13 protein-coding genes are annotated in these 15445 nt (G+C 40.9%); 7 read left to right on the top strand and 6 right to left on the bottom strand.

The genetic code is table 11. The annotated features are described in order from the left end of the window. Positions 1 to 68: 68 nt before the first annotated feature. A complete protein-coding gene (gene rnpA, locus NH454_RS18865; protein WP_138557625.1) occupies positions 69 to 491 on the bottom strand; it encodes a ribonuclease P protein component in 423 nt (140 codons plus the stop codon). A 7-nt stretch (positions 492 to 498) separates the two neighbouring features. Next, complete coding sequence (gene rpmH / locus NH454_RS18860) at positions 499 to 633, bottom strand: 50S ribosomal protein L34 (RefSeq protein WP_008488847.1); 135 nt, start codon at positions 631 to 633, stop codon at positions 499 to 501. 506 nt (positions 634 to 1139) lie between these two features. Here rpmH and dnaA point away from each other — a divergent pair. The 7 genes from dnaA to NH454_RS18825 all read left to right on the top strand — a co-directional run bounded on the left by dnaA (position 1140) and on the right by NH454_RS18825 (position 10828). Further along, positions 1140 to 2540: a chromosomal replication initiator protein DnaA gene (gene dnaA / locus NH454_RS18855; RefSeq protein WP_135923085.1), complete on the top strand. Its 1401-nt coding sequence runs from the start codon at positions 1140 to 1142 to the stop codon at positions 2538 to 2540. A gap of 13 nt (positions 2541 to 2553) precedes the next feature. After that, positions 2554 to 3657 (top strand): DNA polymerase III subunit beta, encoded by a 1104-nt coding sequence (dnaN, locus tag NH454_RS18850; RefSeq protein ID WP_135923086.1) that lies wholly within the window; start codon positions 2554 to 2556, stop codon positions 3655 to 3657. Between the two features lie 5 nt (positions 3658 to 3662). Continuing rightward, a complete protein-coding gene (recF, locus tag NH454_RS18845) occupies positions 3663 to 4757 on the top strand; it encodes a DNA replication/repair protein RecF (protein ID WP_199526835.1) in 1095 nt (364 codons plus the stop codon). A 12-nt stretch (positions 4758 to 4769) separates the two neighbouring features. Beyond that, on the top strand, positions 4770 to 7196 hold the full coding sequence (gene gyrB, locus NH454_RS18840) for a DNA topoisomerase (ATP-hydrolyzing) subunit B (protein ID WP_253039945.1): 2427 nt from the start codon (positions 4770 to 4772) through the stop codon (positions 7194 to 7196). A gap of 143 nt (positions 7197 to 7339) precedes the next feature. Then, a complete protein-coding gene (glyQ, locus tag NH454_RS18835) occupies positions 7340 to 8239 on the top strand; it encodes a glycine--tRNA ligase subunit alpha (RefSeq protein ID WP_054554789.1) in 900 nt (299 codons plus the stop codon). A gap of 8 nt (positions 8240 to 8247) precedes the next feature. Beyond that, complete coding sequence (gene glyS, locus NH454_RS18830) at positions 8248 to 10317, top strand: glycine--tRNA ligase subunit beta (protein WP_135923089.1); 2070 nt, start codon at positions 8248 to 8250, stop codon at positions 10315 to 10317. A gap of 61 nt (positions 10318 to 10378) precedes the next feature. After that, on the top strand, positions 10379 to 10828 hold the full coding sequence (locus tag NH454_RS18825) for a hypothetical protein (protein WP_253039944.1): 450 nt from the start codon (positions 10379 to 10381) through the stop codon (positions 10826 to 10828). A gap of 80 nt (positions 10829 to 10908) precedes the next feature. Here the strand turns inward: NH454_RS18825 and NH454_RS18820 are convergent, their stop codons facing one another. From NH454_RS18820 to fadB, 4 genes are all read right to left on the bottom strand, one after another. Further along, positions 10909 to 11433, bottom strand: coding sequence for a transposase (locus NH454_RS18820; RefSeq protein WP_253039943.1), 525 nt, complete (start codon positions 11431 to 11433; stop codon positions 10909 to 10911). Positions 11434 to 11568: 135 nt separating this feature from the next. Next, positions 11569 to 11808, bottom strand: a complete 240-nt coding sequence (gene tusA, locus NH454_RS18815) for a sulfurtransferase TusA (protein ID WP_054554785.1) — start codon at positions 11806 to 11808, stop codon at positions 11569 to 11571. A 153-nt stretch (positions 11809 to 11961) separates the two neighbouring features. Further along, a complete protein-coding gene (gene fadA / locus NH454_RS18810; protein WP_138557619.1) occupies positions 11962 to 13128 on the bottom strand; it encodes an acetyl-CoA C-acyltransferase FadA in 1167 nt (388 codons plus the stop codon). Positions 13129 to 13133: 5 nt separating this feature from the next. Next, positions 13134 to 15293: a fatty acid oxidation complex subunit alpha FadB gene (fadB, locus tag NH454_RS18805; RefSeq protein WP_199526969.1), complete on the bottom strand. Its 2160-nt coding sequence runs from the start codon at positions 15291 to 15293 to the stop codon at positions 13134 to 13136. Between the last annotated feature and the right edge of the window lie 152 nt (positions 15294 to 15445).

Here is a 15445-nt window from a genome sequence, read left to right as displayed (position 1 = left end):
AGAATTTTAAATGCATGATTAAAAGGTGAGCTAAAGATACCTTAATTAAGCCTGTAATTCTATTGCTATCAAGCTTGATTATTAGAATTAGCTGATTTCTTGGGGCGTTTTTTGAATGGTGGTGGTTTTGGCGCACCTGGCTTGCAGCGCTCATTTATTTTTCGCCACAATTTATTCAGTTGTTTTGTCAGCTCTTCGTTTGACTGTTCATCTATACCACTTTTAACCATAAGCACAATATCAATGTTATCGAGTTTATGTTGATTTAAACGGAAACTTTCGCGAGCAAGTCGTTTAATTCGATTACGTTGACAGGCTTTTTTAACGCGTTTTTTGGCGACCGTAAGACCTAATCGAGGATTAGTTTGGTCATTGCGTTTAGCTAATAGGGTAAAGAAAGGAGTCGCAGCGCGTGCTGGTTCATTAAAGATTCGAGAGTAATGCGAGGGAGTTAACAGACGTAACTCCCTGCTGAAGCTAAAGTCTTCCACTTATATATTAAGCAGAAAGAACTTTACGGCCTTTAGCACGACGACGAGCTAATACTTTACGGCCATTTGCTGTTGCCATACGAGCACGGAAACCGTGTGTACGTTTGCGTTTTAAAACGCTAGGTTGAAAAGTTCTTTTCATAACAATTCCATCCGATCGGTTAAGGTTAAAACATCCTATGCAGGTCGCGATCCTGGCACAGGTGCCATTGCGAGCGCGAGATATTATAGATGAAGACAACAAAAGTCAATCACTAAAACGCTGCAGAGGCCGTAATTATAAAGGATCTTATTTCGTGATCATATAGGATCATCATAAATAAGAAGTTTTCCACAGCCTCTGTATAAAAAGTGAATAAAAGCTTGGGAAAAGCGAATTCGATCGTAGAATTTGATCGCGATCTGCCCCTTAATTTGCTATGATCACTATTCGGAGTTAAAAAATATTTTACATAATAATCAATGGTTTAGTATTTTCTTTGTGCGAGATCATATTTTAAATAAAAATCAATCTTGTACTTGTGGATAAAGTACCTTCATAATAGTCGGTCTTGGCCAGAAATATTGGTCAAATATTAGCAATAAATGTTTGATTTTCCATCATTAAAGATGAACGGGAATAATAATTAAATCTCTGGGAGTTTAATAGTGTATCTGTCGGTTTGGCAAAGTTGTTTATATGTATTGCAAGATGAATTGCCTTCACAGCAGTTCAGTATGTGGGTAAGACCACTTCAAGCAGAAAGTACCGAAGATACGTTGACTATATATGCACCTAACCGTTTTGTTTTAGATTGGGTGAGAGAAAAGTACTTAAACCGTATTAATGAACTACTCGTTGAAATTTGTGGTGATGAAGCGCCTGAACTTCGTTTTGATGTAGGTAGTAAACCAATTTTAAATGCCCAAGCGGCATCAGCACCGGCTGCATCAGAAGCAAGCGCACCAGTGAGTGCACAGCACACTGCCGAAAAACTCCAACCAAAACCTGAAAAAGCAGCGGTAGAGCCTGCGCCAAAATCAGGTTATAAATCAAACATTAAAGAGAATTACACCTTTGATAGCTTTGTTGAAGGTAAATCAAACCAATTAGCAAAAGCCGCAGCGACTCAAGTAGCAGATAACCCAGGTTCGGCATTTAACCCTGTATTTATATATGGTGGTACGGGCTTAGGTAAAACTCACTTATTACACGCTGTTGGTAACGGTATTATGGCTAATAAGCCAGACGCGAAAATTGTCTATATGCACTCAGAGCGATTTGTGCAAGACATGGTTAAAGCGCTGCAAAATAATGCCATCGAAGAGTTTAAACGTTATTACCGAAGTGTTGATGCATTGATGATCGATGACATTCAATTTTTCGCTAATAAAGAGCGCTCACAAGAAGAGTTCTTTCATACCTTCAATGCTTTACTTGAAGGAAATCAACAGATTATATTAACTTCAGACCGCTATCCAAAAGAGATAGAAGGGGTTGAAGACCGCCTTAAATCACGTTTTGGTTGGGGCTTAACCATTGCAATTGAGCCACCAGAACTTGAGACGCGGGTTGCCATTTTGATGAAAAAAGCGCAGCAAAGTAAAATTAACTTACCCCATGAAGTTGCTTTTTTCATCGCTAAGAAATTGCGTTCAAATGTGCGTGAATTAGAAGGGGCGTTAAACCGCGTTATTGCTAATGCAAACTTTACTGGTCGTCCAATTTCGATCGACTTTGTAAAAGAAGCCCTACGTGACTTACTTGCGCTGCAAGATAAACTGGTAACGATAGATAATATTCAACGCACTGTTGCTGAGTATTATCGTATTCGTGTGTCAGATTTACTATCGAAACGCCGTAGTCGTTCAGTAGCAAGACCACGCCAAGTAGCAATGGCATTATCAAAAGAACTTACAAATCACAGTTTACCTGAGATTGGCGACGCCTTTGGTGGTCGCGATCATACAACTGTATTACACGCTTGTCGTAAAGTTAAATCACTACGTGATGAAAGCCACGAAGTGAAAGAAGATTATCAAAACTTAATAAGAACCTTGTCATCTTAAGGCCGACTTTATTATGCAAATAACAATATCAAGAGAGCAATTTTTAAAACCTTTAGTTCAAGTGTCTGGTGCGATTGAGCGTAAGCACACCTTACCGATTTTATCGAACGTACTGTTAGTTGTAGAAAACGGGCAACTTTCGATGACGGGTACCGATCTTGAAATTGAGTTAGTGGCGAGTGTGTTTGTTGGTGAAGACACATCTGATACAAAATTAACCTTGCCGGCAAAAAAGTTACTCGATATTTGTAAAAGTTTACCTGATGGCTCAGACCTTACTTTAAGTAGCCAAGATCACCAATTGCTACTAACCAGTGGTAAAAGCCGCTTTTCTTTAACAACTCTTGCCGCAGAAGACTTTCCTAATCTTGAGCAGTGGGATGGTGAAGTTGAGTTTCAACTGACTCGCTTAGAATTACGTAAGCTTCTTGAAAGCACACATTTTTCTATGGCGAATCAAGACGTACGTTATTACTTAAATGGTATGTCATTTGAAGTTGATAACACTGACATAAAAACGGTTGCTACAGATGGCCACCGTTTAGCGATTGCACAAAAGCAATTACCGCAATCTTTGAATACACAACGTCAGCTAATTATTCCACGAAAGGGTGTGCAAGAAATTATGCGCCTAATGGTAGCTGATGATGAGTTAGTAACCATTCAATTTGGTGCTAACCATATTCGTATTATTGATACAGAGTTCACATTTACCAGTAAACTTGTTGATGGTCGTTTTCCTGACTATCGTCGTGTATTGCCGCGTGGTGGTGACAAAGTGATTACTGCTAATCGTGAGTGGTTACGCAGTGCTTTCCAACGTGTGTCTATTTTATCAAATGAAAAATTTCGTGGTGTACGTTTAAATTTGTCTGAAGGTTTATTAAAGATTACGGCAAACAACCCTGAGCAAGAACAAGCTGAGGAAGTAGTTGAAGTAATGTATCAAGGCGGTGAGCTAGAAATTGGTTTTAACGTTTCATATGTTCTTGATGTCTTAAATACCCTAAAAACAGAAGATGTTGTTTTCACGCTTGCTGATTCAAATAGTAGTGCATTAATAGAAGGTGCTGGTGACGAAGAAGCAATGTATGTTGTTATGCCGATGCGTTTATAGACTTTATGAGTTTAAGTCATTTAAGCCTCAATAATTTTCGGAATATTGAGGCGCTGACACTCGAGCCAGTAAATGGGATTAATATTATTTACGGCGAGAATGGCAGCGGAAAAACCAGTCTCCTTGAGGCTATTTATTTCCTTTCTCACGGTAAATCATTTCGTACCGCCAAGCACAAAAATATCATTCAGCATCAACAAGACAAGTTTGTGATCCACGGTCGTAAAGCATTACATGATTTGTCTATTCCCATTGGTATAAGCAAAAACCAAGCGGGTGAAACATCTTTAAAAATTCAAGGTAAAACGAGTCGTAAAATATCTGAATTGGCTCAATTAATGCCTGTTCAAGTTATTACGCCAGAAAGTTATTCCTTGTTTTTTGGTGGCCCAAAAGAGCGTAGAAAATTTCTCGATTTGGGATTGTTCCACGTGGAACATGACTTCTTTTATTTGTGGCAATCTTTTAACAAAGTACTAAAGCAACGCAATGCATTACTAAAGAGTAAGCCTCGAGATTATTTTCAACAGATCAAGTTTTGGGATAAAGAATTTGTTAGACTAGCTGAACAAATAAATAATCTAAGAATCGCGTATATAAGTAGGTTTAAGCAGCAATTTTTTGATAAAATGTGTGCAGAATTAACGCTAGTAAGCGATTTACAAATTAACTTCAATGCGGGTTGGAAAGAGAGTGAAATGCTCTCAGAAGCTCTTGAGCAAAGCTTTGAGCGTGATGCCAAGCAAGGTTTCACAAGTAAAGGCCCGCATAAAGCTGATTTTAGTTTTAGCGTTTCTGGTAATAGCGTAGAAAATACATTTTCGCGCGGTCAATTGAAGCTATTGCTTTATGCGTTAAAAGTGACGCAAAATAGCTTAATTGAGTCAGAAACTAATAAGCAATCTATATTGCTAATAGATGACTTACCTTCAGAGTTAGGTGAAGATACAAAAGAAAAAGTGGGTCAACTTTTGACACACTGCGATTCACAACTTTTTATCTCATCGATTTTATCTGAAAGTATTTCTGCTGTGGTGGAACCCATGCAACGAGAACTAAAAATGTTCCACGTGAAACATGGCAACCTAATAACAAGATAAGTGGGATTAACCATGTCTGAGAATTACGATTCGTCGAGTATTAAAGTACTAAAAGGATTAGACGCAGTAAGAAAGCGTCCAGGAATGTATATAGGGGACACCGATGACGGTACAGGCTTACACCATATGGTGTTTGAGGTTGTTGATAACTCTATCGATGAAGCCTTAGCTGGTCATTGTGATGATATTTTTGTAACGATTCACTTAGACGGTTCTGTCTCTGTAAGAGATAACGGTCGTGGTATTCCTACGTCAATTCATGAAGAAGAAGGTGTATCAGCTGCCGAAGTTATTATGACGGTACTTCACGCTGGTGGTAAGTTCGATGATAACTCATATAAAGTATCCGGTGGCTTACACGGTGTAGGTGTATCAGTAGTAAATGCACTTTCTGAAAAACTACAACTAACTATTCGTCGTGAAGGAAAAATTCACCAACAAACTTACACTATGGGTGTGCCAGATGCACCATTAGCTGTGATTGGTGAAGCAAGTGACACGGGTACTGAGTTACGTTTTTGGCCAAGCGGTGAAACGTTTACAGACCTAAATTTCCACTACGACATTTTAGCGAAGCGCTTACGTGAGCTTTCTTTCTTAAACTCAGGTGTAAGTATCATTCTTACTGATGAGCGTGAAGAAACTAAAACAGATCACTTTAAATACGAAGGTGGTATTCAAGCGTTCGTAGAATATCTAAACCGTAATAAAACACCTGTACATAAAAGTGTTTTCCACTTTACCCATGAGCGTGAAGAAGACGGTATTAGTGTAGAAGTTTCAATGCAGTGGAACGATGGTTTCCAAGAAAGCATTTACTGTTTCACAAACAACATTCCACAACGTGATGGTGGTACGCACTTAGCTGGCTTTAGAGCGGCATTAACGCGTACGCTAAATAACTACATGGAAAAAGAAGGCTTTAACAAAAAAGCGAAAACAACCAGCAACGCAACGGGTGATGATGCTCGTGAAGGCTTAACTGCCGTTGTAAGTGTTAAAGTTCCTGATCCTAAGTTCTCATCACAAACCAAAGATAAACTAGTATCAAGTGAAGTTAAGTCTGCTGTAGAACAAGCGATGGCAGAAAAACTAACAGAGTTCTTATTAGAAAACCCTGTTGATGCTAAAACGGTTGTAGGTAAAATCATTGATGCAGCACGTGCTCGTGAAGCAGCGCGTAAAGCACGTGAAATGACACGCCGTAAAGGTGCAATGGATTTAGCGGGTTTACCAGGTAAACTGGCAGACTGCCAAGAAAAAGATCCTGCTTTATCAGAACTATACATAGTGGAGGGTGACTCTGCAGGTGGTTCAGCTAAGCAGGGTCGTAACCGTAAAAACCAAGCTATCTTGCCACTAAAAGGTAAGATTCTTAACGTTGAAAAAGCACGCTTTGATAAGATGCTTTCTTCTCAAGAAGTAGCAACATTAATCACAGCGCTAGGTTGTGGTATTGGTCGTGATGAATATGACCCAGAAAAACTTCGTTATCATCGTATCATTATCATGACCGATGCGGACGTGGATGGTTCTCACATTCGTACATTATTGCTAACTTTCTTCTATCGTCAAATGCCAGAGATTGTAGAAAAAGGCTTTATCTATATTGCGCAACCACCACTTTATAAAGTGAAAAAAGGTAAGCAAGAACGCTACATTAAAGATGATCCAGCACTTGTTGATTACTTAACGTCATTAGCTCTAAATAATGCTGCTCTTTATACAAGCGAAGGTGCATCTGCACTTGAAGGCGAAGATTTAGAAAGAATCGTTCACGATTATCAAAATACAGTTAAAGTTATTGAGCGCTTAAAACGTAAATATCCAAATTCGGTTATGGAACGTTTAATCTATCAAAACGAAATTACCGAAGCTGATTTAGCTGATGAAGCAAAAGTTAAAGAGTGGACTAAAACCCTTGTTGACGACTTAATTGCACGTGATGAAGATGCAACTATCTTCCACGCCGGCACTGAGCACGATACTGAGCGCAACATGTATTATCCTGTTGTGAATATTCGTCAGCATGGTGTGGATAAAGCTCATGTACTAAACCATGACTTCATTACATCGCGTGACTATAAACGCATTGCAGCAACGGGCGTAAACATTGCTAACATACTTGAAGAAGGTGCTTACATACAACGTGGTGAAAAAACATTAGCTGTTGATAACTTTGTGGATGCATTAGAGTGGTTAATCAATGAATCGAAGCGTGGCCTTTATATCCAACGCTATAAAGGATTGGGTGAAATGAACCCTGATCAGCTTTGGGAAACAACTATGGATCCAGCTGCACGACGCATGTTGAAAGTAACAATCGAAGATGCTGTTGCCGCTGACCAATTGTTTGCGACACTAATGGGTGACCAAGTTGAGCCTCGTCGTGATTTCATCGAAACGAACGCGCTACGTGTAGTTAACCTAGACGTATAAGCAAATAATGATATTCATAAGAAGGAGCCACATGGCTCCTTTTTTTATTACTGAAAAAGCACAAACTGCTTAAAACCTTACTGCACACAAGGTATACTGAGAGCAATTTTCAGACTAAACGCACCAGATACTATAAGCCAAATATGCAAAAATATGACGTTAAAACCTTTCAAGGTTTGATCCTGGCTTTACAGGACTATTGGGCACAGCAAGGCTGTGTGATTGCTCAACCACTGGATATGGAAGTGGGAGCAGGGACATTTCATCCGTTAACGTTCTTAAAGTCGATTGGCCCAGAGCCAATGTCGAGCGCGTATGTTCAACCATGCCGCCGTCCAACTGATGGTCGTTATGGTGAAAACCCGAACCGATTACAACACTACTACCAATTCCAAGTAGTATTAAAGCCATCACCAGAGAACATCCAGGAGCTTTATTTAGGCTCTTTAGCTGCTGTAGGTATTGATACGCTAACTGACGAAGTTCGCTTTGTAGAAGACAACTGGGAATCACCTACATTAGGTGCTTGGGGTCTAGGTTGGGAAATCTGGCTAAACGGTATGGAAGTAACTCAATTCACTTATTTCCAACAAGTAGGTGGCTTAGAGTGCTCACCGGTTACGGGTGAAATCACATATGGTCTAGAGCGTTTAGCAATGTATATACAGGGCGTAGATAGCATCTATGATCTAGTATGGGCAGACGGTCCTATGGGACGTGTAACATACGGTGATGTGTTCCATCAAAACGAAGTAGAGCAGTCAGCTTATAACTTCGAACAAGCGGATGTTGAGTTCTTATTTGCACAGTTTGATCACTGTGAGAAAGAAAGTGAAAAGCTAATCGAAGCAGGCTTACCATTACCAGCTTATGAGCAAGTAATGAAAGCATCACATGCGTTTAACTTATTAGACGCTCGTCACGCTATCTCAGTAACAGAACGTCAACGTTATATCTTACGTGTTCGTGCTTTATCTAAAGCGTGTGCACAAAGTTACTATGATGCCCGTGAAGCACTTGGTTTCCCGCTTTGTAAGGATTAAGAATTAGCATGTCAGCAGAAAATTTATTAGTAGAAATTGGCACTGAAGAGTTGCCACCGAAAGCACTTCGTAAACTTGCTGAGTCATTTGCTGAGAACTTAACAGCAGAACTTGCAAGCTTAGAATTAGCACATCAAGGTGTTAACTGGTACGCATCTCCACGTCGTTTAGGCTTACGTGTAACAGCACTTGAAGCAAAGCAAAGTGACAAAGTAGTTGAAAAGCGTGGCCCTGCAGTAGCTGCCGCTTTTGATGCCGATGGAAACCCAACTAAAGCAGCAATGGGTTGGGCACGTGGTTGTGGTATCGATGTAAGCGATGCAGAAACGATTGAAACAGATAAAGGTGCTTGGTTATTACATAAAGCACAAGTAGAAGGTCAAGCAACAACTTCGCTTATGAGCGATGCTGTAAACAAGGCACTTGCAAAATTACCTATCCCTAAACCAATGCGTTGGGGTGCGAGTAAAACGCAATTCATTCGTCCTGTACACACAGCAACTATTTTATTTGGTAGCACGCTAATCGAAGGTGAGATCCTTGGTAAGCAAGTTGGTAACCAATTACAAGGGCACCGTTTCCATCATCCAGAAAAAGTAACAATCAACCACGCTGATGATGTGTTTGATGTTCTTAAGTCTGCGTATGTTGTTGCTGACTTCGAAGCGCGTAAAGCACAAATTCGTGAGCAGATTGAAGCAGCCGCAGCTGCTGTAAATGCAAAAGTAGCGATGGATGAAGACTTACTTGAAGAAGTAACATCGTTGGTTGAATGGCCAGTAACACTAACAGCAACATTCGAAGAAGCATTCTTAGACGTTCCTTCTGAAGCGCTTATTTATACTATGAAGGACGATCAAAAGTACTTCCCGTTATTAGACCAAGATGGCAACTTACTAAACAAGTTCCTATTTGTTTCTAATATCGAAAGTAAAGATCCAAGCGTAGTAATTGCGGGTAACGAAAAAGTTGTTCGTCCTCGTTTAGCCGATGCACAGTTCTTCTACGAAACTGATAAGAAGAAAACGCTAGAAAGCCGTTTAGAGTCGCTAGATACTGTTTTATTCCAAAAGCAACTTGGTACGCTGAAAGATAAATCTGAGCGTATTAGTGAGCTTGCAGGTTACATTGCTGAGCAATTAGGTGCCGATGCCGAGCTTGCTAAGCGTGCAGGTCTGTTAAGTAAAACAGACTTAATGACCGAAATGGTCATGGAATTTACCGACGTACAAGGTGTAATGGGTATGCATTACGCGCGTCACGACGGTGAAGCTGAAGAAGTTGCACTCGCGCAAAATGAACAATATATGCCTCGCTTCGCGGGTGATAACTTACCAACAAATGTGATCAGCTGTGCTGTCGCCATTGCTGATAAGTTTGATACGCTGGTGGGTATTTTCGGTATTGGTCAAGCGCCAAAAGGTGATAAAGACCCATTTGCACTTCGCCGTGCTGCAATTGGTGCACTTCGCATCATGGTTGAAAAATCATTACCGCTAGATATCTTAGACCTTGTTGCTAAATCACAAACGCTATTCGGTGAAAAGCTAACTAACTTAAACGTATCAACAGATGTGTTTGAGTTTATGCTAGGTCGTTTTCGTGCATGGTATCAAGATGAAGGTATAGAAGTTGATGTGATCCAAGCTGTACTAGCACGTCGTCCAACTAAACCAGTTGATTTCGATCGTCGTGTTAAAGCGGTAAGTCACTTCCGTACATTAGACGCAGCAGAAGCGCTTGCAGCAGCAAATAAACGTGTAAGCAATATCTTGGCTAAAAATGACATCACAACACAAGGTGATGTAAATGAGAGCCTATTAAGCGATGACGCAGAAAAAGTATTAGCGTCACACGTTGCTAAGTTTGCAACTGAGCTTGCGCCTTTATATGCCAATGGCGATTACCAAGAAGCATTATCACAACTTGCGGGTATCCGTGAGAGTGTTGATAACTTCTTCGATAACGTCATGGTAATGGCCGATGACGAAGCGGTTAAACAAAACCGTTTAGCATTATTAAGCCAACTAAGCCGTCTGTTTTTAGATATTGCTGATATTTCTGTACTTCAGAAGTAAGCAGTAGCCAATTTATAAAAGCCAGCTCAGTGCTGGCTTTTTTGTAGCATAAGGAACAGTAATGAAACGTATAATTACTTTAGCATTAGCAGGCTTATTAACTGCCTGTTCTAGCCAAATACAAATGCCAAGCATTGACGATATTCTGCCAAGTAAAGACCTCGACCGTACTATGTATTTACGTGGTGACTTTACGCTATGGGATGCCGAGCCTCAGTATCAATTAGAGCAAGTTGCACCGGGTATATTCCAAACCGAAGTAAAATTTTCAACACCAGGTAAGGTGTATGAATTCAAAGTAGCGGATGCTGATTTTAGTGAAGGCTACAACTGTGGTTACAGTGATATGGACCCAGCTGGGCAATCATTGGTTCTAGGCCAAGCTGCCAATGCCGACTGTAATACCATCTACAATTATTTCAGCTTTAAACCCGCTGCAAAAGGTGTGTATGTAGTGAGCTTTGATTACCGCAATAGTAATCAACCAAAAGTGACAGTAACTCGAAAGTAAAAGTTGGTAGGTTGGGTAGAGCGGAGCGATACCCAACACACTGTTTAGGCTAGCGTTAGAACAAAGCGCCAGCCTTCTCATCAATCTTCATATAGATTAAGTGCGATATCTAACTCATCATCTGACAAATTAAAAGGAGATGACTTACTCAATTTCCTATAAGACGAAAATGGCCAGTCTTCAATTTGATTCACATATTTATGTTTCACAGGGTTGAAGTAAATATAATTAATATGGTTCATTAGGTCTTGCTCGTCCTTTATATAATGCTCCCAATACCGTCTCTGCCAAATACCTCGTTCACATTTCTGAATACGGCTAGGCGATTTATGCTCGCAATTATTTAGCTGTCTAGAAAAATTAGACTTAATTAACCGCCACCGTTTTGCATAATCACAATCCCCAGCGGGTAGTTGCCAAATAGCGTGTAAGTGATCTGGAAGAATGACAATGGCAAGCGTTGTAAAAGGGTGTGACTTAAACACACTTTTATAAGCTGAGCGTAGCAGAGTGATGTTTGAAGTTAAAAGTGCTGAGTTTCTTTGCGCTATTGCTAGAGTAAAGAAATAGGTGCCACCGGGGACTAGTACTCTTCTGTATCGCATACATTCATCCTTGAATGTTAAATGATAAGAGTAGCTTAATTTCGATTAAATGTTGAAATTCATGAACTTTAATTTGTTGCCATCATCTTGCGATAACGTTGGGTTTCGTTGCTCTCAACCCAACCTACGAGCTCGTTACAACCCTTTTTTCACTAAGTATCGATACGGTGCTTGCTCTACATCTTTTGCCACAAGTGTGTGATCCATAAAAGTACAAAAGCTTGGGATATCGCGGGTGGTTGATGGGTCGTCGGCGATAATAAGCAAGGTTTCGCCATCTTTCATTTTACGTACTGCGCCACGCACCATCATCACAGGTTCTGGACAACGAAGGCCAAGTGCATCTAATTGGTGATCGGGATTATCAAAACTCATGGCTGACCTTTTGGATGAAAGAGACGATTAATAAGCGGCTATTTTAACTTTCTATTGCCGCCAGTTTCAATAAGCGAAAGCAAAGCAAATAAAAAAGGCGCACTGAGCAAATCAGTGCGCCTTTTTATCACCAAGATGTTTGGTGTGAGCTCGTTATTCTACGCGCTCAAATACAGTTGCAATACCTTGGCCTAAACCAATACACATAGTTGCTAGACCGTATTTAGCGTTCTTGTCTTCCATTAGGTGAACAAGCGTTGTGCTAATACGTGAACCAGAACAACCAAGTGGGTGACCAAGTGCAATTGCACCACCATTTAGGTTAACTTTTTCATCTACCACATCCATCAGACCTAGGTCTTTTAACACTGGTAGAGATTGTGCTGCGAATGCTTCGTTAAGCTCTGCAACATCGATATCGTCAATAGTGATACCAGCTTGTTGAAGTGCTTTTTGCGATGCAGGAACAGGGCCATAACCCATGATTGATGGATCGCAACCTGCAACAGCCATTGCTTTAATACGCGCACGAATTGGTAAACCCAGTTCTTTAGCTTTCTCTTCGCTCATTACAAGCATGGCTGATGCGCCGTCAGAAAGAGCAGATGAAGTACCTGCAGTTACGCTACCTGATGCTGGATTGAATACTGGGCGTAGTTGCGATAAACCTTCAACGGTTGTCTCAGGACGGATTACTTCATCGTCTTCAACTAAGATTAAAGAACCATCTGCATCGTGACCTTCCATTGGCAGGATTTCACGACGGAAACGACCTTCAACAGTTGCAGCGTGTGCACGTTGGTGTGAACGGTAAGCAAATTCGTCTTGTTGCTGGCGGCTAATGCCGTGAAGCGTAGCAAGGTATTCTGCTGTTAAACCCATTACGCCAGCAGCTTGTGCTACAGACGTTGATAAACCAGGGTGAAAATCATTACCGTGAGTCATAGGTACGTGACCCATGTGCTCAACACCACCAATGATGTAGGTATCACCAGCGCCTGTCATAATTGCACGTGCCGCATCGTGTAATGCTTGCATTGATGAACCACATAAACGGTTAACTGTTACTGCTGGTACTGAGTGTGGGATACCGGCTAGTAGTGCTGCGTTACGAGCAATGTTAAAGCCTTGCTCTAAAGTTTGTTGTACACAGCCCCAGTAAATATCATCAATTGATGCTGGATCAACGGCTGGGTTACGGTCTAACAAACCTTTCATTAAGTGAGCACTTAAATCTTCCGCACGCTTGTTTTTGAATACGCCGTTCTTTGAACGACCCATTGGTGTGCGGATACAATCTACGATTACTGGATTATTCATGTTTCTTATCCTTCCACCTTATAGAATACACGGCCTTCTTCGGCCCACTTGCGAGTTTCATCTGATACTTGGTAAATCGCACCTAAGTGAGCGTACTTGTCTGCTGTTGCAACAAAGTTCGCTAAACCTGTTTGATCTAAGTAACGGAATGCACCGCCTCTAAATGGAGGGAAACCAATGCCGTAAATTAGCGCCATATCAGCTTCTTGTGGTGACGCTACGATACCTTCTTGTAAACAAAGTAGTACTTCGTTGATCATAGGTACCATACAACGGTCGATGATTTCTTGTTTATCAAAATCTTTAGGTGCATCAGTGATAGCACTTAGTAGCTCAGTTGCTGTTGCATCTTGCGATTTTTTAAGACGACCGCGACGGTCAGGTGCATATTGGTAGAAACCAGCGCCATTTTTCTGACCAAAACGTTTTTCGTTTGCAAATACAGTTACTGGGTCTTTGTCTTGACGAGCCATACGCTCAGGGAAGCCGTCAGCCATTACGCCAGTGCAGTGGTAAGCTGTATCGATACCCACAACATCAAGCAGATAAGCAGGACCCATAGGCCAGCCAAATACGTTTTCCATCACTTTATCAACTTTTGCGAAGTCAGCACCTTCAACAACTAGTTTGCTGAAGCCTGCAAAGTAAGGGAATAGCACGCGGTTTACAAAGAAACCAGGGCAGTCGTTTACAACAATTGGTGATTTACCAAGTTTTAATGCGTAATCAACAACGGCATTAATTGTTGCTTCTGATGTTTTTTCACCACGAATGATTTCTACTAATGGCATTTTTGGCACTGGGTTAAAGAAGTGCATACCGCAGAAGTTTTCTGGTTTTTCAAGAGCAGACGCTAACTCATCAATACGAATAGTTGATGTGTTTGAAGTTAGGATAGTGCCCGCTGGTAAGTCTTTTTCAAGACCAGCAAGAACGGCTTGCTTAACTTTAGGGTTTTCAACAACCGCTTCAACAACGATATCAGCACCTTGTAGGTCTGCATCGTTTAGCGTTGGTTTGATTTTACCTAAAGTAGCAACCATCTTATCCATCGTCATGTGGCCACGTTGTACTTTTTTACCAAGTAGCTTAGATGCTTCGCCCATACCTAAATCAAGAGCATCTTGGTTGATGTCTTTCATGATAATAGGTGTGCCTTTATAAGCAGACTGATATGCAATACCGCCGCCCATAATACCAGCACCTAATACAGCAGCTTGTTTAATTTCAAGCTCACTGTGCTTAGCTTGCTTCTTCGCTTTACCTTTAATGTATTGGTCAGCTAAGAAAATACCGGTTTGCGCGGCAGCTTCGCTTGTTGCTGCAAGTTTAGCAAAGTTAGCGTTTTCAATAGCCATTGCTTCAGCGCGTTCACAGTTTGCAGCAGCTTTGATTGTTTTTACAGCCATAACAGGTGCTGGGTAATGACCTTTTGTCTGACCCATTACCATGCCTTCCGCCATTGCAAAGCTCATACCTTGCTCAACACGGTTCATTTTCAGTGGCTGTAATTTTACTTGTCGTTTTGCTTGCCAATCTAGCTTACCAGCGATGGCTTGCTCAAGTGTTGCAATACTTGACTCTAAAAGTTTGTCAGCACTAACTACCGCGTCAAATGCACCTACTTTTAAGGCATCTTCAGCACGGTTTTCTTTGCCTGTGGTGATCCACGTCATCGCATTATCAGCACCAATAAGGCGCGGAAGGCGAACTGTACCACCAAAACCAGGCATAATGCCTAATTTCACTTCAGGTAGGCCTATTTTAGCGTTAGAGCTAGCAACACGATAATCGGTAGCAAGTGCCCACTCACATCCACCACCAAGTGCCATGCCGTTTACAGCACTTAACGTTGGGAAAGGTAAATCTTCAATAGCGTCAAAAACGTCAGTTGCATTTTTGATCCATGCAACAAGTTCTTCTTGAGGTTTAGTGAAAGTAGGTAAAAATTCGAAAATGTCGGCGCCGATAATGAAATGATCTTTATCGCTGGTGAACACCATGCCTTTGATATCTGAGTTTGTTGCCAATTCTTTTAATGCTAAAGCGCAATCTTGCAAGGTTTGCTGCGAAAGTTTGTTTACTGAGCCGTCAGCACAGAACTTAAACTCGGCGATGTTGTCCTTGATGAAAGCAACTTCAAATGAATCGCTTTTATATAACATTATTATTCTCCCTAGTTTATTAACTAAGACTGGTACGATGAGTTTGCATTTCAATCAGTGTGCTTGCTTTAAAATGAAAATGCAACGAAAAAATTACTACGCTTTATCGCGATTGATTAAAATATAGCTGGTTTGATGCTAAGGTGTAGTGG

The organism is Pseudoalteromonas sp. Ps84H-4 (assembly GCF_024124645.1).
In the GTDB taxonomy this organism is placed as follows: Bacteria; Pseudomonadota; Gammaproteobacteria; order Enterobacterales; family Alteromonadaceae; genus Pseudoalteromonas; species Pseudoalteromonas lipolytica_C.
The sequence above is the reverse complement of the archived record's forward strand: the minus strand, read 5'-3'. Positions and strand labels throughout refer to the sequence as shown.